Source organism: Brevibacillus laterosporus, from assembly GCF_030489605.1.
Taxonomy (GTDB): Bacteria; Bacillota; Bacilli; order Brevibacillales; family Brevibacillaceae; genus Brevibacillus_B; species Brevibacillus_B laterosporus_E.
The window spans coordinates 54,044-77,523 of record NZ_JAUKFY010000016.1 but is presented as its reverse complement, the minus strand read 5'-3'; the positions used below and the strand labels follow the sequence as shown (position 1 = coordinate 77,523).

Below are 23,480 nucleotides of genomic sequence, written 5' to 3'. Positions count from 1 at the left end.
AATTGTAAAAACACAACTTATTAACAAATACTTACACTAAATTCTAGTAGGAGGAAAAATTGGGATGCTCAACCACGGACAGATCTTTCCGCTCACTCACTCCCAGAAACGTATCTGGTTTACAGAGGAATTTTTTCCTAACACCAGTATTTCAAACATCGGGGGTCTCATTAGGCTGCAAGCAGAAAAGCTAGACTACACCCTGTTGCAAAAAGCAATCCAAACATTTATTCAAATGAATGATTCTATTCGCCTACGCATTATGCTGGATTCTCAGACCAATGAACCAAGGCAGTTTATTGCACCTTATCGAGAAGAGGCACCGCCCATCTTAGATTTTAGTGACAAAATGAATGAGGACGAGCTCTACTCTTGGGCTAAAGAAAGATTTGAAATACCATTTAAGCTTTTAAACGAACAATTATTCGAATCTTCCGTCATTAAGTTCAGTGAGCAGGAAGGGTATATTTATCTAAAAACTCATCACATCATTACGGACGGCATGGCTTACGTTCACATTGTGAATCATATTATTTCCATCTATACGGAATTGCTTGCCGGTACAGATGTATTAAACTCTCAAAACATGCATGTACCAGCTTCTTTTATCGATTTTATTCATGATGAGGAAAAGTACATAAGCTCAGTGCGTTTCCAAAAAGATCGAGAATTTTGGCATGAGGAGTTTGCTACTTTACCGGAATTTACCGGGTTTAAAGCTTATGACGCTTATTCAGTAAGTACGAAAGCAAAAAGAAAAAGAATCATAGTGCCACAGGAATTACGAGATCAGGCACAACGATTTTGCTCGGAAAATAATATTAGTATTTTCACGTTATTTATGTCGATGTTTCACGCCTATGTGTATCGTTTGACAGGACAAACAGACATCACCATCGGTACAACCTGCAATAATCGGACACAGCGTAAAGAAAAAGATATGGTTGGTATGCTAGTTAGTACAATGCCGTTCAGGTTTCAAGGTAATCCCGAACAAGATGTTCTTACGTTTATTCGGGATGTAGCCAAGAAGCAGAATAAATTATTTCGTCACCAGAAATATCCATATGATCAAGTCATGCAAAAGGTTCGTGACAAGCATCCACATGTAAATAGTCTGTTTCGCCTTTTTGCCGGGTATCAAATCCTCGATTTTGAACAAATAGCGGGGGTTCGTTATACGGCAGAACAGTTGTTTGTAGGTCATATGACAGAAGAGATTGCTTTACATATTCAAGAGCATAAAGACAAGGACTTATTGACTATTGAAATAGATTATGTAACGGAAATGTATACGGAGGATGAGATAAATAGACTGGCAGATCATCTATTACGCATAACTCAGGATTCAATCTCATTCCCAGAGAAAAAGGTTGCTGAGCTAGAAATGCTCTCGGAAGAGGAAAAACACAATCTTATTGCTTTATCCAATCAGACTGTGAAGCCATTCCCACAACAGAAAACGATTCATCAACTCTTTGAAGAGCAGGCGGCAATGAACCCTGATCAGATAGCTGTCTACTTTGAGGGTTCAAAGCTTACGTACCAAGAATTAAATGAAAAAGCAAACCGACTATCCCGTTGCCTTCGTGATATGGGAGTCACCACCGATCAGCTTGTAGCCATACTCGCAGACCGTTCTGTGGAAATGATTGTTTCCATTTTAGCTATTCTTAAAGCAGGGGGAGCCTATGTTGCCATAGATCCTGTGCATCCATCAGAGCGTATTTCTTACATGCTGCAGGATAGTGAAACCAATATTCTGCTTGCTCAAAAACAATATGTAAAAGATATCTCGTTTGACGGACACATCCTAGAGCTGGATGATGAGAATCTTTTCGTTGGAAACCCTTCTAATCCTACATGGGCAGTGCAAGCGACTGATCTTGCTTATGTCATCTACACTTCCGGAACAACAGGTAAGCCGAAGGGTGTTATGGTTGAGCATCGCGGAATTGTTAATTTACAACAATTCCTTTCTACACAATATGGACTCTGCAAACTGGATCGAGTCATTCAATATGCTAGCTCCTCTTTTGACGTATCTGTAAAAGAAATCTTCATGTGCTTGCTACACGGTGCTACCTTGTATATTCCGACCAAGGAAACAACACAAGATCCAGCCCTATATGAAAGCTATTTGAGTAATCATCAAATCACAGTGGCCGTATTGCCGCCTATCTTTGCTGTTCATATAAATGCAGACAAGCTTCGTTCCTTACGCCTCTTATTTACAGGTGGCTCTGCAACGACATTAGAAATGGTGCGCACTTGGAAAAATCGTGTGATGTATGTAAATGCATACGGTCCCACAGAGGCGTCCGTTCAGGCAACGGCATGGCTTGCTGAAGAGCGAGAAGACGGCATGATCTCTATTGGTAAGCCGATTGATAATGTTCAGGTGTACGTTCTCAACTCCGAGCATCAACTGCAGCCAGTTGGCGTAGCCGGAGAATTATGCATAGGCGGGGTGGGGTTAGCGCGCGGTTACCTTAACCGCCCTGAGTTAACCCAAGAAAAATTTATCGCTCATCCATTTAAAACTGGTGAAAAAATCTATAAAACAGGTGACCTGGTAAGGTGGATGCCAGATGGCAACCTAGAATATCTGGGACGTATGGACGATCAGGTAAAGATTCGTGGCTACCGTATTGAACTACTAGAGATTGAAGCACAAATGCTAGAAATCGAAGAGGTTGTTCAAACTACCGTCATCTCGTTTACCAACGATAATGGCCAGACTGACCTATGTGCCTACTTTGTGGCTACACGAGAAATGAGCATTCTGGAGTTGCGGCAATCCATTGGTAAAAATCTGCCAGCTTACATGATTCCTTCTACGTTTATGCAGCTTGACGAAATGCCGCTTACTGTAAACGGCAAGATTGACAAGAAGGCTCTTCCAAAACCAGAGGGAACGCTCCATACTGGCTTGCCATATGTGGCACCTCGAAATGAGGTCGAGGAATTACTCGCCAGCGCATGGGAAAAAGTTCTCGGGGTAGAGCGCATCAGCATTATGGACAACTTTTTTGAGATCGGCGGAGACTCGATTAAAGCCATTCAAATTTCAGCACGTCTGCATAAAGACGGTTTAAAAGTGGAAATGCGCGATATATTTAAGCATCTATCTATCGCCGAGCTAAGCAAATACGTCAAGGTAGTGAAAAACTCCTATGATCAGGGCATGGTGGTAGGTGATGTTCCTCTTACTCCGATTCAGCATTGGTTCTTCCATAATCAAAGAAATAATAGACATCATTTTAATCAAGCTAATATGCTGTATCGGGCAGAGGGTTTTGATGCTGAAATCATTAGAAAGGTGTTTGAGCGTATCATCGAGCACCATGATGCATTACGAATGACCTATTCTACTCTGGAAAATGAAAGCATTCAGCAGGTAAATCAAGCATTCACTACTGATCGCTTTGATTTTGAAATAATTGATTTGACCGATAAAACAAACGAATCAGTTATAAAAGATCAAATGAAACAGCATGCTGATCGTCTTCAAACAAGCATCGATCTCGAAAATCGGGGGCCGTTGGTTAAGGTAGGTTTGTTTAAAACCGCTTCAGGAGATCATTTATTGATCGTGATTCATCATTTGGTTATAGATGGAGTCTCGTGGCGTATTTTATTAGAGGACTTATCAACAGGTTATAGCCAAGCAGCTAGAGGAGAAGCTCTCTTGCTTCCATCAAAAACAATCTCGTTTAAAGAATGGTCGAATCAGTTGCAATCCTATGCGGCAAGCAAGGCGTTTCTTAAAGAAATACCTTATTGGAGAAAGTTGGAGCAAACCGCAATTCAGCCTTTACCAACTGACGGACCTATAACAAATAATCTCAAAAAGGATAGCTCGGATATTCACATTGAACTTACTCCACAACAGACTAAACAGCTATTAAAAGATGTACACCATGCTTATCACACTGAAATCAATGACCTCTTATTGACTGCATTAGGTTTCACCGTGAAAAACTGGACAGGAGAAGAGAACGTACTCCTATTACTCGAAGGACATGGTCGTGAAGATATCATTGCAAACATGGATGTTACTCGTACGATTGGCTGGTTTACATCTGCATATCCGGTTATTCTGCCAATCAAAGAAGATGAATTGTCGAAACAAATTAAGCTTACGAAAGAAGCATTGAGAAGCATCCCAAATAAGGGTATCGGTTACGGTATCTTACAATATATAACCCCGAAAGAGCATACTGAATCAATGTCATTTGCGTTGCAGCCGCAGATTAGCTTTAACTATTTAGGGCAATTCGATCAAGACACTGCTACAGAGGTGTTCACTTCTTCGCAGATGTCTAACGGTGATTCCATCAGTCCATACTTTGTGCGTAATCAATTACTAGAATGTAATGGTGGCATTTTCGACGGTAAGCTGCAAATGATTTTCACCTACAATCATCACGCATACCATGAATCGACTATTCAACACATTGCCGAACAGTTTAAGACAAATTTGCTACAGCTTGTTGATCATTGCGTAACAAAAACGGCAAGCGAGCTGACTCCATCTGATGTAGGGGCTCAAAATCTTTCTATCGAGGAATTCGAAAGTATTCAAGCAATCTTGCAAGAGATGATCGGACAGACAAGCATCAGCAAAATATATCCGCTGTCACCCATGCAGGAAGGTATGCTATTTCATTCTGAATTGCAGCCTGACAGTCCCGCATATTTTGAGCAAAATGGAATCCCGCTTCATGGTACCCTTGACCTAGCTCTTCTGGAACAAAGTTTAAACGCGGTACTAGCTCGCTATGATGTACTCCGAACTGTGTTCGTCCATCAGGAACTGAAACGCCCGGTACAGGTTGTTTTGCAGGAGCGGAAAACAACCATCCAGTTTGAAGACATTTCTCATTTAGACGAGGTAAACCAGCAATCATATCTTGATTCCTACAAAGAGAAGGATAAGCAGAAAGGCTTTGCAATCACTAAGGACGTACTCCTTCGCCTTGCGGTGTTAAAAACAGGGGAGAACACCTATCAACTGTTCGTGAGCTTCCATCATATCATAATGGACGGCTGGTGCTTTGTTCTCGTATTGGATGAACTGATACGTACGTACCATTCCCTGCTGAACCATACAGCAATTCAGCTTCATGCTGTTTATCCATATAGCGACTATATTGAATGGTTGGAGAAGCAAGACAAAGAAGATGCTCTTACTTATTGGAAAAATGAGCTTCTCGGATATGAGCAGCTAGCTACTCTACCGAAATGGCGCTCGCAGAAAGCGAGAGACTACGTTCAAGCTAACCATCTTTTCCATTTTGATAAAGAGACGACGCTTGGACTAGAACGGTTAGCAAAACAACATCATACTACATTAAACAATGTGTTCCAAAGCCTATGGGGCATTCTTTTAGGGCGTTATAACGGAGTAGACGATGTTGTTTTTGGCGCTGTCGTCTCTGGCCGAAACGCAGATATACAAGGTATTGAACAAATCGTAGGCTTATTTATCAATACGATACCTGTACGCGTGCAGCCATTTGCCGAAATAAGCTTTACTGAGTTATTACAACAGGTAAAAGAACGCGGAACTGCTGCGTCTCAATTCGATTATTTATCACTTGCTGAAATACAGGCTATGAGCTCTTTAAAGCAAGGATTATTAGACCATCTTCTCGTCTTTGAAAACTATCCAACGCCTGACAAAGAACAAGTGTCCTCCAATCAGCGGAGATTGGACTTTGAGTTTGCAAGGATGGAGGTATTTGAGCAGACGAACTATGATTTTAATGTGCTCGTTGCCCCTTATGATCAACTGTATGTAAATTTTAGATACAACGAACAAATCTATGCGCCTCAGCTTGTAGAAAGCATAGCTTCCCACTTGACAGAATTGGCACGTGCGGTTGTTTCCCAGCCAGAAATGAAGCTAGGCAGTATCAATATCTTATCTGAGGCTGAAAAACATCAGATTCTTCATGAATTTAATCAAACAACAGCAGATTACCCACGTCATAAGACGATTCATCAGCTATTTGAGGAGACTGTTGCTAGAATTCCTGACAATACTGCTGTTTATTTTGAGAATGAAGAATTGACCTATCGTATGTTACATGAGCGTACGAATCAGCTAGCTCGAACACTACGAGCGAATGGTGTAACACCGAATAGTATTGTAGGAATCATGCTTGATCGCTCCTTTGAGATGATAATCGGTATTTTGGGTATTTTGAAGGCAGGAGGAGCTTATCTGCCGCTAGATCCGAAGCATCCACAGGATCGTTTGGAATTTACGCTGGAAGACAGTAAGGCACAAATTTTATTAACCCAGTCACAATACAATGGACTAGTCGATTTTAACGGTCTTGTCATCGAGATAGATCAACCTGCTGCATATCACACAGACAACACCAATTTAGAGCATGTGAATCAAGCGAACGATCTGGCTTATGTTATCTATACATCCGGTTCGACAGGTAAACCAAAAGGCGCCATGATTGAACATACGTCTGTGCTTAATCGCCTGCTCTGGATGCAGAAAGCTTATCCGCTCACTGAAAATGATGTCATCTTGCAAAAGACTCCGTTTACCTTCGACGTTTCTGTATGGGAAATGTTCTGGTGGGCATTTGTAGGAGCCAAGGTGTGCTTCCTCATACCAGAAGGAGAAAAAGATTCGTCTACTATTGTAAATGCAATTGAACACCGGCGTGTGACTACCATGCATTTTGTACCGTCGATGCTTCATGCCTTCCTGGAGCATATCAATTTACACGTATCGGAAATCGAAAGACTGGCAAGCTTGCGTACGGTCTTTGCTTCTGGTGAGGCATTGCAAGCCGCGCATGTAGAACGTTTCCAATCGCTTCTTCACAATACGTACCAGACCAAATTAGTGAATTTATACGGACCAACAGAGGCTACTGTAGACGTTTCGGTATTTGAATGCTCCGTAGAAGAGAAAATCGATACTGTACCGATCGGAAAACCGATTGATAATACACAGCTATACATTGTCAGTAAAGAAAATCAGCTCCAGCCTGTAGGAGTAGCAGGTGAACTTTGCATTGGCGGGGTACAATTAGCACGCGGTTATTTGAATCGACCGGAGCTAACAGTTGAAAAATTTGTTTCTAATCCGTATGTAAGCGGAGAACGAATGTATCGAACAGGGGACCTTGCACGATGGATGCCGGATGGAAATATTGAATATTTGGGGCGTATCGATCATCAGGTGAAAATTCGGGGCTTCCGCATAGAGCTTGGCGAGATCGAAACCCAGATATTGGCTTTCGAGGGGATAAAGGAAACCGTTGTGATTGCAAGCGAAGACAATCAAGGAGAAAAATATCTGTGTGCCTATTTTGTAGCTATCAAAGAGATAGACTCCACTGAATTGCGAGACTTTTTAGCAAATGACCTGCCTAGCTACTTTATTCCAGCGCGATTTATTCAGCTTGAAAAAATGCCGCTTTCTCCAAACGGTAAAATTGACAGAAAAGCGCTACCTAAAGACGAATTCATTGGGAAAACTGCTGAATATATTGCTCCACGCACAAAATTAGAAGAAAAGCTGGTTTCAATATGGCAGGAATTGCTTGGCATCAGTCCTATCGGAATTCATGATGATTTCTTTGAACTCGGCGGACATTCTCTCAAGGCTACCATTCTTGCATCTAGATTGCACAAAGAATGCGATGTACAAATTGCATTGCGTGATCTGTTCCAATATAAAACCATAGATTCATTGGCAACACTCATTGCAAATACACAGAAGTCTCATTATTCGGAAATACAACCGATTAAGCCAAGCCATTATTATTCTGTGTCCTCTGCACAGAAGCGCGTGTTAATTATTGCCCAAATGCAAGGTGCAGACTTAGCCTACAATATGCCTGTTGTATACAAATTAAGTGGCTATATCGACCGGTATCGACTGGAAGAAGCATGCAAAAATCTGGTACAACGTCACGAAAGTCTGCGTACTTCGTTTGATTGGATTGATGGGGAGCCTGTACAAATTATCCATCCATATGTTGATTTCAACATGTCTCGCAAGGAGCTGTTCACCGATCCTTCAACTCATGAAAAAGCCGTAGCTAGTACAGTGCAGTCATTTATTAGACCTTTTGATCTAAATAAAGCTCCGTTATTTAGAGTGGAATTAGTCACTTTAGAGGAAGATGAGCATATCCTCATGATTGATATGCACCATATCATCTCAGATGGTGTCTCCACAAACATCTTACTACGTGAGCTATCGAAGCTGTATGCCGGGGAAAAGCTACCAAGTCAACGAATTCAATACAAGGACTTTGCGGCATGGCAACAAGAGCTATATCAGACCGATATGATGCAAAAGCAAGAGGCTTATTGGCTAAAAACATTTGAAGGAGAAATACCGACACTTCAAATGCCGACAGATTATGCTAGACCATCTATCCAAAACTTTGAAGGAGACATTGTTTCGTTTAACATCGATGCTGAATTGACCAATGGCCTTCAACATATTACCTCACAAACGGGTACAACAATGTATATGCTTCTTCTTGCAGCGTTCCAGGTCTTGCTTGCTAAATACAGTGGACAAGAAGAAATTATTGTGGGAAGCCCAGTGGCAGGCAGACAACATGCTGATGTTGAGGAAACTATCGGAATGTTTGTTGGAACACTTGCCATGAGAGGATTCCCCGCTTACGAAAAGACATTTGCCAGCTATCTTAATGAAGTAAAAGAAAGCACTTTGCAAGCGTTTGAAAATCAAGATTATCCGTTTGAAGAACTCGTGGAAAAGCTTGATGTTAATCGTGACATGAGCCGCAATCCGTTATTTGACGTTATGTTTGCCTTACAAAACGTCGGCAATGAAATGCTGAAACTAGATGGGGTTGCAACAACTCCTTACGAAGCCATCTTCAATCTAGCTAAATTTGATATTACATTAGCGGCTTTTGAAGTAGGAGAAGAGATCAATTGCTACTTAAACTACAGCACGAAATTATTTAGAAAAGACACCATTGATCGTTTAGCAGGACACTTCGTTCAAGTATTGCGTTCCATTGTCGATAATCTCGATATTCCAATTTCTCAAATTGACATGGTCACAGCAGCAGAAAAAGAACAGCTTCTCTTCGCGTTTAATGATACTGACAGAGAGTTCGATACCCAAGCAACCATACAGCAGCTCTTTGATAAACAAGCAGCCTTGTCACCAGAGCAGGCAGCCGTTTATTTTGAGGGGAAACAGCTCACTTATCAGGAATTAAATGAAAAAGCAAATCAACTGGCACGCCTGTTACTGAGAAAAGGGATAGAGAAGGACAAAATTGTCGCGATCATGACAAATCGATCTCTGGAGATGATTGTATCGATTATAGCCGTACTCAAGGCTGGCGGCGCGTATGTACCAATTGATCCTGTCTATCCGGCAGATCGCATTCAATATATGCTGGAGGACAGCAATGCAAGGGTTCTGCTTACACAGAAGCATCTTATGGACAAAGTGCCTTTTGATGGTTATATCCTCGATATAGAGGACGAAAAACTCTATCGGGGTGAAGTAGCTAATGTAGACATACAAGCTTCACCAACAGACCTAGCTTACGTGATCTATACTTCAGGTACTACCGGCAAACCAAAAGGAGTTATGGTTGAGCACCATGGAATTATTAGCTTGAAAACCTATTACCAATCAGACTTTGACATTGGCATTGACGATCGTATCGTGCAATTTGCAAGCTCTTCTTTCGATGTATCTGTGTGGGAGATCATGATTAGCTTACTAACAGGAGCAACTTTATACATTCCAACTCAAGATACAATATACGATCCTGTTGCTTTTGGGGACTATGTAGAGGCTCACCAAATTACAATAGGCTTAATTCCACCTGTATATATCGGCAACGTGGAGCCGAACAAATTATCATCGATGCGTCTCCTGCTAACGGGCGGTTCTGCATCGAATAATGAAATTGTAGCTACTTGGAAGAATCGGACGACTTATATGAACGCCTATGGACCTACTGAATCGTCTGTTATAGCGACTACATGGATTGGTACAGATCGTGAAGATGAGGCTTTGCCGATTGGTCGCCCAATTCCAAATACGAAAGCCTACGTTCTTAATACGCAGAACCAGTTGCAAGCGATTGGTGTATTAGGCGAATTATGCATTAGCGGAGCAGGTTTAGCCCGCGGCTATCTCAATAAACCAGAGCTTACCGATAAAGTGTTTATTGAGCATCCATTTGCAGAAGGCGAACGCATGTACAAAACAGGAGACCTAGTAAGATGGCTACCTGACGGAATGATCGAATATTTTGGACGGATAGACGATCAGGTAAAAATACGCGGCTACCGCATTGAATTAGGCGAAATTGAAGCACAATTGCTTTCTCTTGAAGAGATACATGCAGCGGTAGTAGTCGCCTTTACGAATGAAGAGGGACAGCCCGATTTATGTGCATATATCGTTGCTGATCATGAAATCAATATAGCTGATATAAGACAGCAAATTGGACAACATTTGCCTTCTTACATGATTCCAGCATACTTTGTGCAGCTAGATAGCCTACCGGTATCGGTAAACGGAAAAGTTGATAAAAAACGATTACCAAAGCCAGCTACATCAAATTCAACTGGCAGGGAATACGTAGCGCCACGAAATGAAATAGAATCAACGCTTGCAAGCATCTGGCAAGCCGTCCTAGGAATAGAACAGATCAGTATTCATGATAACTTCTTTGAAATAGGCGGAGATTCAATCAAGGCGATTCAAATTTCTTCCCGCCTGCATAAGGAAGGTCAAAGACTGGTAATTAGCGATTTGTTTAAAAATCCGACGATTGCAGAGCTAAGTTCGTATGTAAAGGCAGGCACTCAAACCTTCGATCAAGGATCAATTGAAGGAGACGTACCGCTGACACCAATCCAACGCTGGTTATTCACGGAACACAGTACAAGCTTGCATCATTTTAACCAAGCGAACTTCCTCTTCCGACCGGAAGGATTTAACGTAGAGCATGTTCGTCAGGTATTTACCCAAATTGTCCATCATCACGATGCGTTACGTATGGCCTATTCCTTCCCTTCAAACGATATTGCAAAGCAAGTAAATCGAGGAATCAGTGATACAGAATCCTCTTTCACTATGGAAGTTATCGATTTGTTGGAGGAATTAAACGAAGAACAAGTGGCTGCACGGATTGAACAAGAGGCAAATCGCATTCAAAGCAGTATGGGCTTGCTGCATCAAGGGCCGTTAATCAAATTAGGCTTATTCAAAACTGCAGAAGGTGATCATCTTCTGATCGCCATTCACCATCTCGTAATTGACGGTGTTTCATGGCGTATCTTACTGGAGGATTTTACGACAGGTTATGAGCAGGCACAGAATGGGGAGCCAATTGTTTTCCCTGCGAAGACCGTTTCGTTACAAGAATGGGCAAAACGATTAGAGAACTACTCTACAAGCAAGGAGCTGCTTAGAGAGAAGAGTTATTGGAATCAATTAGAACAAACAAGCATTGATCCGATCCCTACTGATTTCATAACTAGTTATAACCGTATGAAGGATAGTTCTACTCTATCAATGGAACTTTCCGAGAAAGATACAGCTCTTTTATTAACAGATGTGCATCGTGCCTATCGTACTGAGATGAACGACATCCTGCTAACAGCGCTTGGGATAACGCTTAAAGAGTGGACATCAAAAAATGATATAGCGATCTTACTGGAGGGTCACGGCCGCGAGGATATCATGGAGGAGATAGACATCAATCGAACAATCGGCTGGTTTACATCTGCCTTCCCAGTCCTGCTACCTATGTCTAAGGTGTCAGACATTTCATACGGAATAAAGCAGGTCAAAGAAACCTTACGCAAAATTCCTAATAAAGGAATTGGCTACGGCATACTCAAGTATTTGACCCCAGTAGATCAAAAGTTAGATATGTCGTTTGCCCTGCAACCAGAGATAAGTTTTAATTACTTAGGCCAGTTTGACCAAGAAGTAACAACAGAAGTATTTACCATTTCAAAAATGTCAAGAGGTTGCCTTGTAAATCCAGAGATGAATCGGGAGCAATTAATCGATATTACTGGCGCTGCCGTTGGAGGCAAGCTGCAATTGTCATTTGTGTATAACCATCTTGCCTTCCAGAAGGAGAGTATTGAAAAGCTAATCGAAGCATTCACATCAAACCTCCTTCTCATCATTAAGCATTGCACGAGCCAAGCAACAACTGAATTAACTCCTTCTGACTTAGGTTATGCAGGTCTATCTATGGAAGAGTGGGATACCATTCGCACTTATGTACTATCCGAATTGGAAACCAATGAAATCAGCAAGCTATATCCACTTTCCCCCATGCAAGAAGGAATGTTATTCCATGCAAACCTAGATACAAATACCTCTATGTATGTGGAGCAATACAGCTTACCGTTATCAGGGCATATGGATATTTCCAAAATGGAACAAGCTTTCAATTCGATCATTCAACGCTACGATTTGTTACGTTCCATATTTGTGCAAAAAGACCTGACACGTCCACTGCAAATAGTTCTTAATGAGCGTAAAGCCACTGTTCACTTTGAAGATATCTCTGCTCTCGCTCAAGAGGATCGACTGAAGCATATGGAGAGCTTTAAACAACAGGATAAAGAACGCGGGTTTAAGCTATCTAGTGACAGGCTCATTCGATTGGCTATCCTGCAAACGGCGGCAGAGGAATATCTCATGATTTTAAGCTTCCATCATATTCTTACAGATGGTTGGAGCATACCGATTATCATGGGAGAATTTATTCATACGTATCATTCTCTGCTTAATGATCTTCCGTTATCACTTGGTCCGGTTTATCCGTATAGTGACTACATCAATTGGCTGGAAAAACAAGATAAAGCAGAAGCAATCTCGTATTGGAAGGAATATGTGGCAGGATACGAACAACTGGCTACAATACCAAAGGAAAGAAAGGCTGAAGCTGTAGAATACCAGACAGAATTATATGAGTTTTGCTTCGATAAAGCTATGACAAGCGGTTTAGAGCAGATAGCCAAGCAATACCAAACCACTTTAAACAGTGTATTCCAAACGATCTGGGGTATATTGTTAGCTCGATACAATCGTACCAATGATGTGATATTCGGTGCTGTGGTCTCTGGCCGGAATGCTAATGTTACAGGAATTGAACAAATGGTCGGTTTATTTATCAATTCCATTCCTGTTCGCATACAACTAGATGCAGAGAAAAAATTTACTCAAGTATTGCAGCAGGTACAAGAAGATGCCCTTACTTCTGCTGATTATGACTATCTCTCACTTGCTGAGATTCAATCCACAAGTGAATTACGCCAGGGCTTGCTTGATCATTTGATTGCTTTTGAGAATTATCCGACTCCGGCAGAGGATAACCATATTCATTTAGCTAAAAAGGTAGAAATTGACTTCCAGCAAATGGAGGTATATGAGCAAACCAACTACGATTTTAATATAGCAGTGGGACCTGGCGAACAGCTTTATATTAAGTTTATGTACAACGCACATGTCTACAACAAGCAAATGATGGAGGGCATTGCAGCTAATCTGAAACAAATCGCCCAAAGCATTCTAGCAGATCCATCTAGTAAAGTTAGTGAAATAGACATTGTTACTGCTGAAGAAAGACAAAAATTACTAGTAGAATGTAACGATACACAGGCTCCATTTGAAAAAGACAAGACGATTCCGCAAATTTTTGAAGAGCTGGTCATGAAACATCCAAATCATCCTGCTGTTTACTTTGAGGGTGATCAGCTAACGTATCAAGAGTTAAATGATAAGGCAAACCAGTTAGCACGAGAATTAGTTGTACTTGGAGTAGGAACAGATCAAATTGTTGCAGTTCTGACAGACAAAAGCATCGAAATGATTGTTGCGATTATGGCCGTTCTAAAAGCTGGAGGAGCCTACTTACCAATTGATCCATCTTATCCAGGCGAGAGAATCGCATATGTCCTAGAAGATAGCCAAGCTAAGGTTCTGTTGACACAAAGTCATTTACTTGAATCCGTTCATATGGATATCGCTGCGTATCAGGGAAAAATTGTAGAGCTTACAGATGACAGGCTGTATCAGGGAGATACTGCTAATCTCAAGCTATCAATTACACCAACTGATCTAGCATATGTCATCTATACATCTGGAACAACAGGAAAACCAAAAGGTGTAATGCTGGAGCATCACGGGGTTGTTAAGCTAAAGCAGCATATTTTTGATCATTACGGCATGTATCAGGAAGATCGCGTATTACAATATGTTAGTCCTTCTTTTGATGCATCTGTTAAAGAAATTTTTGCTTGCTTGTTAAATGGAGCAACGTTGTACGTACCTAAGAAGGAGACGACTCAAGACCCTGCCTTGTTTGAAGATTACGTAAACCGTCACCACATTACAGTGGCAGCCTTACCGCCTGTCTTCCTCGTACATGTAAATCCTGACAACATAACATCCTTGCGCCTTTTATTTACGGGCGGTTCTGCAATCACTGCCGATCTCGTTCAAGCATGGAAAGACCGGACAGTATACGTCAATGCTTATGGGCCAACTGAAGCGTCTATCCAAGCAACAGGCTGGGTAACAGAAGAAAGAGCAGATGGAATCTTGCCGATCGGGCGTCCAGTCAATAATACCCAAATCTACATTGTTGGAGTCGATTACCAATTGCAGCCGATTGGCATTCCGGGAGAACTTTGCATCAGCGGAGTTGGGCTGGCGCGGGGCTATCTCAATCGTCCCGAGCTAACACGTGAAAAGTTTGTAGACAATCCATTTGTTCCTGGCGAAAAAATGTATCGAACAGGCGACTTGGCAAGATGGCTTCCTGATGGAAATATTGAGTATCTTGGCCGCGTAGATGATCAGGTAAAGGTTCGTGGCTTTAGAATAGAGCTGGGAGAAATTGAAGCCCACTTGCTATCACATGAGGACATCACTGAAGCGGTCGTCCTTGCCCTTACAGATGAGAGAGGGCAAACTGATTTATGCGCTTATTTTGTCAGCACGAATAGCATAGCCATTACTCAATTGCGTCACTATCTTGAGCAAAGCCTGCCTTCCTATATGATTCCGGCATTCTTCATTAAATTGGATAAAATGCCTGTGACAATAAACGGGAAAATCGATAAGCGCAGTCTGCCAAAACCAGACAAAAATGTAGACACAGGAGCAGTTTATGTAGCACCACGCAATGAAATTGAATCTAAGCTAGTTACGATTTGGCAAGAGGTATTGGGTGTAGAACGAATCAGTGTCCTTGATGACTTCTTTGCACTGGGAGGGCATTCATTAAAAGCGACTATACTCCTCTCGAAGATTCATAAAGAATTCGAAACAGAGACATCTCTTCGTGAGATTTTTAAACACACAAAACTCGAAGAAATGGCAACACTAATCAGTCAAGGACAGAAGAGTGTCTATGAGGAAATAAACCCAGTGGAGACAGCAGAAAGTTATCCAGTCTCTTCCGCTCAAAAACGCTTACTTATCCTCACACAGTTGGAAGGAGCTGAACTGAGCTACAATATGCCTATGGCCTTGAGGCTTTCAGGTGATATTGAAGCTGCTCGACTGGAAAACTCATTACGAGAACTAATCAATCGTCATGAAAGCTTGCGGACATCGTTTGACTGGACAGATGGACAAATGAGACAGATTGTTCATGAATCTGCCGTGTTCCATTTGGTTCATACAGTAGGATCAGAGAATGAGTGCAATCAAATCGTCTCGACATTTACACAACCTTTTGATCTGAATCAAGCACCGCTTTTGAGAGCGCACCTTGTCACTTATAAGGATAAGGAACATCTTTTATTGCTTGATATGCACCATAGCATTTCTGACGGGGTTTCAATGAGTATCATACTCACAGAGCTAGCTAGAATTTATGCAGGAGAAGAACTGCCTGCATTATCCATCCAATATAAGGATTTTGCTAGGTGGCAACAAAAAATGTTTACATCGGATGCAATGCAGAAGCAAGAGCTGTATTGGCTTGAGAATCTTTCCGGCGACTTGCCAGTTCTCCAAATGCCGACAGATTATCCAAGACCTCCTGTGTATAGCTATGATGGTGACAATATTCCATTTACTGTGGACAAGGAGCTATCAAGCGCTCTGCGGCAACTGGCAATGGAGACCGGTACGACTATGTATATGGTATTACTAGCAGCATTACAGGTTACCCTTGCCAAATACAGTGGTCAAAATGACATTCTTATCGGAAGCCCGATCGCTGGACGCCCACATACTGATCTACAACAAATTGTCGGGATGTTTGTAGGAACGTTAGTCATGCGTGGGTTCCCAGAAGCCGATAAGCGTTTTTCAACCTTCTTAGCTGAGATAAAAGACACAGCGCTTCATGCCTATGAAAACCAAGACTATCCATTTGAAGAGCTGATAGAAAAACTAAACCTCAAACGTGACATGAGCCGTAATCAACTCTTTGATGTTATGTTTACTCTACAAAATATGGATGGTCCGGAAAGTGGATTAGCCTTTGGTGAAGCTAAAGTTTCCTTATATGAAACCAAGCAGAACATGGCGACCTTTGACCTTACTGTAACTGCTCATGAATCAGAAGAAGGGATTGGTGTTGATCTAAACTATTGCACGAAATTGTTTAAGCGTGAAAGTATGGAACGTTTCGCAGACCATTTTACACAGGTACTCCGTGCAATTAGTAAGAACCCTCACGTCATTTTAGCTGATATAGACATGGTGACAGATAAGGAAAAATATCAATTGGTAACAAAATTTAATGATACAAACAGGGATTTCCAATCTGATAAGACGATTCATCAGCTCTTTGAAGCTCAAGCAGAATTACATCCAGCTAATAGAGCTCTCTATTATGAAGGACAAGCTTTGACTTATCAGGAGTTGAACGAAAAAGCAAATCAATTGGCTCGTGTATTGGTTGCAAAAGGGATAAAGGCGGAGGATAACGTAGCAATTATGGCTGACCGCTCACTTGAAATGTATATTGCAATTCTAGCTGTTCTCAAAGCGAATGGTGTTTATGTCCCAATCGATCCAGCATATCCAATGGAGCGGATTCGTTTTATTCTCGAAGACAGTCAAGCACAAATTCTGCTTACGCATACAACCATAGACGTACCAGCCAACATTTCTGACAGCCTTGAGGTTATTCCATTACATGACCAGTCTCTGTACCAAGGGGAACCACAAAATTTAACATTGCCAGCTTCACCAAGGAATCTTGCCTATATCATCTATACATCCGGCACAACAGGTAAGCCGAAAGGTGTCATGCTAGAGCATCGCGGAGTGGTTAACCTATTAGATCATATTCAAGCAGAATATGGTGTGAGCGAGCAAGACCGAATCATTCAATTCACAAGTCAGTCATTTGATCCATCCATCATGGAAATCTTCTTGGCATTGCACAATGGGGCGGAGCTATACATCCCGACCAAGGAAACAACTCAAGACCCTGCTTTGTATGAGAGATTTATCAATAAACACCTAATAACAGTAGCAGAAATACCTGGAGCATTTGCTAGTGTAGTCAACCCAGAAAGACTCATTTCACTTCGTTTTGTCTCAACAGGTGGCTCTGCTTTGACACCTGGAGTAGCCAAAGCATGGAGAGATTATGTTCGTTTCATCAATGCATATGGTCCGACAGAGACTACTATTCAATCAACAGAATGGGTTGTAGAGGAACGACTCGATGAGGCACTACCAATCGGACGTCCAGTAGCAAATACACAAATCTATATCCTGAATCAAGCAAATCAGCTCCAGCCTATTGGAGTGCCGGGAGAGTTATGCATTGGAGGGGTAGGGCTTGCCCGCGGTTATCTCAATCGTCCTGATTTGACGGCAGAGAAGTTTATTACGAACCCATTTGTTTCAGGTGAAAAGATATACAAAACAGGTGATTTAGCCAGATTGCTTCCTGATGGAAACATTGAGTTTTTAGGCCGGATTGATGATCAAGTCAAAGTTCGTGGCTTCCGTATCGAGTTGCTCGAAGTTGAATCTCATATTCTAGAGCTTGAAGATATTACGGAGGCGGCAGTGACTGTAACTCAGGATACAACAGGTCAAAATCAATTATGTGCCTATTTTGAAGCGAAACGGACAATTACGGTTTCCGAGCTGCGAGAGCAACTGGCAAAAACTCTACCTGCCTATATGATTCCTTCTTATTTTGTTCAACTAAAGAGCATGCCGTTAATGATAAACGGTAAGATTGACAAAAAGGCTTTACCGGCACCTGAAGAAAGTATGGTTATCGGTAATGAGTACATCGCTCCGCAGACTGAGATGGAGGAGAAGCTTGCAGTTATCTGGGAAGAAGTGCTTGGTATCAAACCAATCAGTGTAGAGTCAGATTTCTTTGAGCTAGGTGGACACTCTCTCAAAGCAGTTCAGCTAGTCTCCGCTATTAGTAGAGACATGGGGATAGAAATGCCACTTCAGCTTGTATTCCGCTACCGTAGCATTCGCCAATTAGCCGAGAAGCTGACCGTAGTGCAATATGTTCAGGTGGATGAAGAAATTCCTGTTACCCTGCTAAATGAAGGTGGAAAGCCAATCGTCTTTGCCTTCCCGCCAATCGCTGGTTTAGGTGCTGCATTTAAAGAAATTGCAAGCGAGATTCGCGATTATTCGATCTATTCATTTGATTTTATCGCGCATGACTATCTGATTAATGAATATGTCGATCACATTTTGAATATCCAACCAGAGGGTCCTTATCTACTTATGGGGTATTCAGCAGGGGGTAATCTGGCCTTCGAGGTTGCCAAAGTACTAGAAGAAAAAGGTCGCCACGTTCGGGGAATCATTCTTTTAGATACGCTAAGGCAGACCGATTATCAGCTTGTAAATGATGAAGAAATTCGCGAAAATGTAGCACTGATTGATAAAGCGGCAGAAGAGAATGAAATATTAAAGGTAGCGAGCATACGGAACAAAATTGTTCAAAACATCGAGAATTACGGTGCACTGCTCAATACCATCATCAATGACGGCATGGTTGAAGCTAGCATTCACCTCATTTTAGCAAAAGAGATTGAACGGGAAGAGGAACTAAAATGGAAGAAGTCGACGATGGGCACCTATATGGAATACCAGGGCTTTTCTACGCACCATGAAATGGTTGACAAGAAATATGCCAAACAACATGCCTATCTAATTACTGAAATCTTGGAATTGCTACATCAGGTTAAGGTATCCCATTAAGAAGTAAAGTTTACGTGGAACTGGGTGTTTTCATAGCATGGAATACTCCCAGTTCCTTTCTTCTATCTCATTGTAAGGAGAACAAGCATGGGAGAAATGAAATCGTTATTTAGCAATAAAAATTTTACCTTGCTCATGATTGGCCAAGTTATTTCATTTACAGGCAGTATCATCCAGCGTTTTGCTCTTTCCTTGTATGTCCTTGGGATTACTGGATCAGGTACTTTATTTGCTTCTGTACTGGTTATGTCATTAATCCCAACCATTCTACTGGGACCAATTGCTGGTGTATTCGCTGATCGGTTTAGTCGCCGAAATATTATGATTGTACTGGACATTCTTTGTGCGATTATCGTCGGTGTGATGCTGCTCTTGTCTAAAAACGGACTGCTAGACCTGTCAGCAATCTACATAGGGGTAATTTTACTGTCGGTTTTCACTGCTTTTTACGAACCGGCTGTACAAGCATCTATCCCTTCATTAGTCGGGGAGAAACAGCTTCTTAATGCCAATTCGCTTAATAGCTTGTTCATGACGCTAGCTAATATGACAGGTCCTATTCTCGCAGGAATATTATATGGGACCTTTGGCTTGGATGCTCTCTTGCTAATCAATGGAGTTAGTTTTTTATTGGCGGCTATCCTTGAAATGTTTATGGTTATCCCACAAACAATCCGTGATAAATCCTCCAGCATCGTTCAGGACTTTGGGAATGATTTAAAAGAAGGACTCAAATTCGTAGGGAAGAGCCAATATCTTGGTAAATTAATCTTTGCGACTCTTATTGCAAATGTGTTCATATCGCCGATTTTTACAGTGGGAATTGCCTATATCACGAAAATAAGCTTGAAAATGTCGGATCAGATGTACGGATTAAGCGAAGGGGTAATTATGGCGGGTAGTCTTATGGCCCCGATCGCCTTGAGTCTATTAACGAAAAAACTGACTGTGAAAAATGCCTTTGTGTCCATGCTTTTTCTATCAGGCATTTTCCTGTTAGCCACTAGCGGCTCCATTCTTCCATCCTTCACAAGTATTTTCCCAAATGCAACGATTCCGTTCTGGATATTTACTGCATGTGGATTTGGCATCATGGCTTCTATTACGATTCTTTCTATCGTTGGGATGACCATGCTACAAAACGATACACCAAATGAGATGCTTGGTCGTGTAATGGCACTTGTCACATCCATGACAATGGCTGCAATACCACTTGGACAACTGATGTATGGTTTGCTGTTTGATCGGTTTTCCGATAGCAGCTATATCCCGATGGTGCTGTCTGCTATTGTCAGTGTAATCCTTAGTCTTTACATTAAAGCTGCACTTGCTGGATATAAAAATGATGAATCAGCACCTAAGAGTCAAGATACGACCTCTGCTTAACGATGCGAATGAAAAGATAGAGGGGGTTAGTAATCCTTGCAGCAATAGATTCATCTAGCTAAGGGGAGAAATAACGGACCTTAAAGTAAGAAGAACATGTTTAAACAACAAATCCGGTATGCAAAAAGAGTCGTTTGGCACCGCGACTCTTTTTGCGTTCAAATCTATCTGGAATTGTATAAGCAGATGGGTTTAAGGAATATTTCCTGATTTAAAATAATGTAAGCAAAATGTCGTTACATAAACTGATGAAAGTTACATTTCAGATGCATCAGAATTATAACAAATTAGCTATGTATAAGATTATTTTTTATTAGGCACTGTTACATTTGATTATTATACTAGCTCGATAGTTGAACTAACGCAAATTGTGGCTACCGGTTTCGGCAGTTTTTAAAATTAATGGAGGAGAGGAAGCGAAAACGATGCTATAAGGTCGTTTATTAAGAAGATTAAGAAGATTAAGAAGACTTACGAATCTAGGAGAAGTTTAGTTTACAGGTAATGATGAAATTATCTAATAGCGATAAAACAAATTAAAGGCGCTGAGGAAGTATCAGTGTGACATAAATTTTTGAGTTGGTTCGAAGGATGCTAACATATCATAAATAAATCGTTTCCAGATGCTAATTTATGTGATTTTTATTATTTATTTCTATTTCAGTTCTTAAAACAGCCATTTCATGAACTGAAAATAAAATAATGAATTCCATTAACATACACTATCCCATTTACATCTCTACTTTATGTTCAATTATGTATCTTTAGGTATCATGCTGTTAATCGTAACAAGCATCAGCATGAAAAAACAACGAGCAAAAAACTTTGTCCATATTGAGTGTTTACTAATAGATTTGGCTTCGCGATCGTAGTTAAATAATAGCTGTAGTTATTTTTAATCAATCTGATTCTAAAATTATTTGTACGAATCAGGAACAGCCCATTTTATATTTGGCAAACTCGACTGCTTTTTTAAAATAATTTCTCCCTGACTAATAACCAATACAGTGACACTAAAGCTCTTACATTACTTCCAAATATGACTAGGACTGTAGTAATTCAATCAACATGTAAGCTGCTTATAATTATCATTTATGATACTTGAACATCTCATGGTATGTTATGAAACCTCAAATCGAACACAACTCTTATTATCTGCATATACAGGAACCGAATGTCTAGTGTCTGGCTGATTGTACTTTCTTTTTGTTTTATTTGTTTACATAATATATATTATCGGACTCAATGAATCCACTATAAAATTACGAGGTAACTTCCCTTATCCAAAAATCATTTTCTCTATTTCCCATAATGAGAATTTATTTTCTAGCAATGCTACAAAAATGGCTTTAAGTAATCGATCAGATGATATACTTCCTTCTTTATTTAAAATCATTGTTTCTGACTTTGGCCTTTTTCGCAAAAATTGCAATTTCAAGTTTCCAGATTAGGTGGTGAAATATCTGTAATCAAGTCCCATTCAAAAAGAACGCTGCTTTATATTAGATGTAAGAAAGATGCCCTGCAACCACACATGTTGCTCTTGCTAACGGTGATCTACATGGGGGCCACAAAAGGCATCCACAGCGGTATCAATTTGTATTACATATTGAACCGTATCTCCTCCTCCAATACAACCAAACATCGGCAATATTGCGGATGGCCGCTTATTTCGAGTATTTGGCCGGCTATTGTGTTATTAAGTAATTGGGAATCTGGAAATCCAGGAATTAAAGGAAATCTCTACTCCCAGCTTAAACCATAAATGTTCGGGCCGTTTTTGGTCATGTCTCTTCTAGCTTCTTACTCCAGCAAGCCAAATTCTTCGTAAACCCTTTTTGAAACAACACCGTTCTGCGGCAAATGATGATCGCGTTGAAATTTTTTGAGAGCCGCAGTTGTATTTGAGCGAAACTTTCCATCGCATACCCCATTGAAATATCCAGCGCTTTTTAAACGTGATTGAATCAGCTGTACATCTCCACCGACATCCCCTTCGGCCAAATATCTCGGATTATGATTGGGATCCCCTAATACATGCCCATGAATCGTAACTTTTGTTCCGATGGGAATCATCTCGAACAATTCTACGATGTCTTTGTTACGCATACGGATACAACCGTGGCTCAGATGCTGTCCAATCGAATGTGGCTTGTTCGTGCCGTGAATACCATAAATTCCCCATGGGACGTTTAATCCTAACCAACGTGGACCAAAAGCGGGTCCCCAGTTTTTCCCTTTGTATATGACTTTGTATTCACCAACCGGTGTAGGAGTAGATGGATTACCCACAGCAACAGTATAAGTCTTAATTTTTTGATCCTGTATCCGCACAATTAGTTGGTGTAGCTGAGGATATATTTCTACAGAAAAAATCCCTTGATTAACTCCAATAGGCAGCGATGGTTCCGCATGAGCGGGCTCGAAATTGATTACTGCAACCATGATCAGACTGAGAAAAGTAGCTACAACGCCTCGACAGGAAGGATATCGTAAATTTCGTTTCATCATTTCATCACTACTTTATTTGATAGTTATCCAATATCGTGTACAACGTTATGCTGTTTTTTGTTAAAACTCAAGTAGATATCTCCAAATAACATGGAGAATAATGCTGTGTCACATGCGATATTTGTTGCTGTTTCCCCCTCAACTAAGTTAATGAATCACATTAATACATATCCTAACCTCTTTTATTACTCCCAATACGAACTATCAATCTGAGTTACTACAACTACCGGATTATTCGCCAACAAAGCAGCTGCGCTACCGCACTACTCCGCTTCTATTTTCCTGTCGTACATCATTTATCCCTACTATTCCGCAGTCACTCTTTCACTCTAGCTGAATTTAGCCA

Annotated in this window: 4 protein-coding genes; 3 read left to right on the top strand and 1 reads right to left on the bottom strand. The window is 41.0% G+C overall.

Annotated features, from left to right (window positions below; genetic code table 11):
* Positions 1 to 64 precede the first annotated feature (64 nt).
* The 3 genes from QZ995_RS16610 to QZ995_RS16600 all read left to right on the top strand — a co-directional run bounded on the left by QZ995_RS16610 (position 65) and on the right by QZ995_RS16600 (position 22,388).
* Entirely contained in the window at positions 65 to 19,237 is a 19,173-nt protein-coding gene (locus QZ995_RS16610) for a non-ribosomal peptide synthase/polyketide synthase (RefSeq protein ID WP_301808962.1), read from the top strand.
* 87 nt (positions 19,238 to 19,324) lie between these two features.
* Complete coding sequence (locus tag QZ995_RS16605) at positions 19,325 to 20,623, top strand: MFS transporter (protein WP_301808960.1); 1,299 nt, start codon at positions 19,325 to 19,327, stop codon at positions 20,621 to 20,623.
* A 1,561-nt stretch (positions 20,624 to 22,184) separates the two neighbouring features.
* Positions 22,185 to 22,388, top strand: a complete 204-nt coding sequence (locus QZ995_RS16600; protein WP_301808958.1) for a hypothetical protein — start codon at positions 22,185 to 22,187, stop codon at positions 22,386 to 22,388.
* A gap of 38 nt (positions 22,389 to 22,426) precedes the next feature.
* Here QZ995_RS16600 and QZ995_RS16595 read toward each other — a convergent pair whose 3' ends face one another.
* The gene (locus QZ995_RS16595) at positions 22,427 to 23,068 is read right to left on the bottom strand and encodes a L,D-transpeptidase family protein (RefSeq protein WP_301808992.1); all 642 of its coding nucleotides are present in this window, start codon (positions 23,066 to 23,068) and stop codon (positions 22,427 to 22,429) included.
* Positions 23,069 to 23,480 lie beyond the last annotated feature (412 nt).

Bases quoted from the DNA above. Each gene is read 5' to 3' on its own strand.
- QZ995_RS16610 (WP_301808962.1), top strand. From the start codon at position 65: ATGCTCAACCACGGACAGATCTTTCCGCTCACTCACTCCCAGAAACGT.
- QZ995_RS16605 (WP_301808960.1), top strand. From the start codon at position 19,325: ATGGGAGAAATGAAATCGTTATTTAGCAATAAAAATTTTACCTTGCTC.
- QZ995_RS16600 (WP_301808958.1), top strand. From the start codon at position 22,185: ATGGGGGCCACAAAAGGCATCCACAGCGGTATCAATTTGTATTACATA.
- QZ995_RS16595 (WP_301808992.1), bottom strand. From the start codon at position 23,068: ATGGTTGCAGTAATCAATTTCGAGCCCGCTCATGCGGAACCATCGCTG.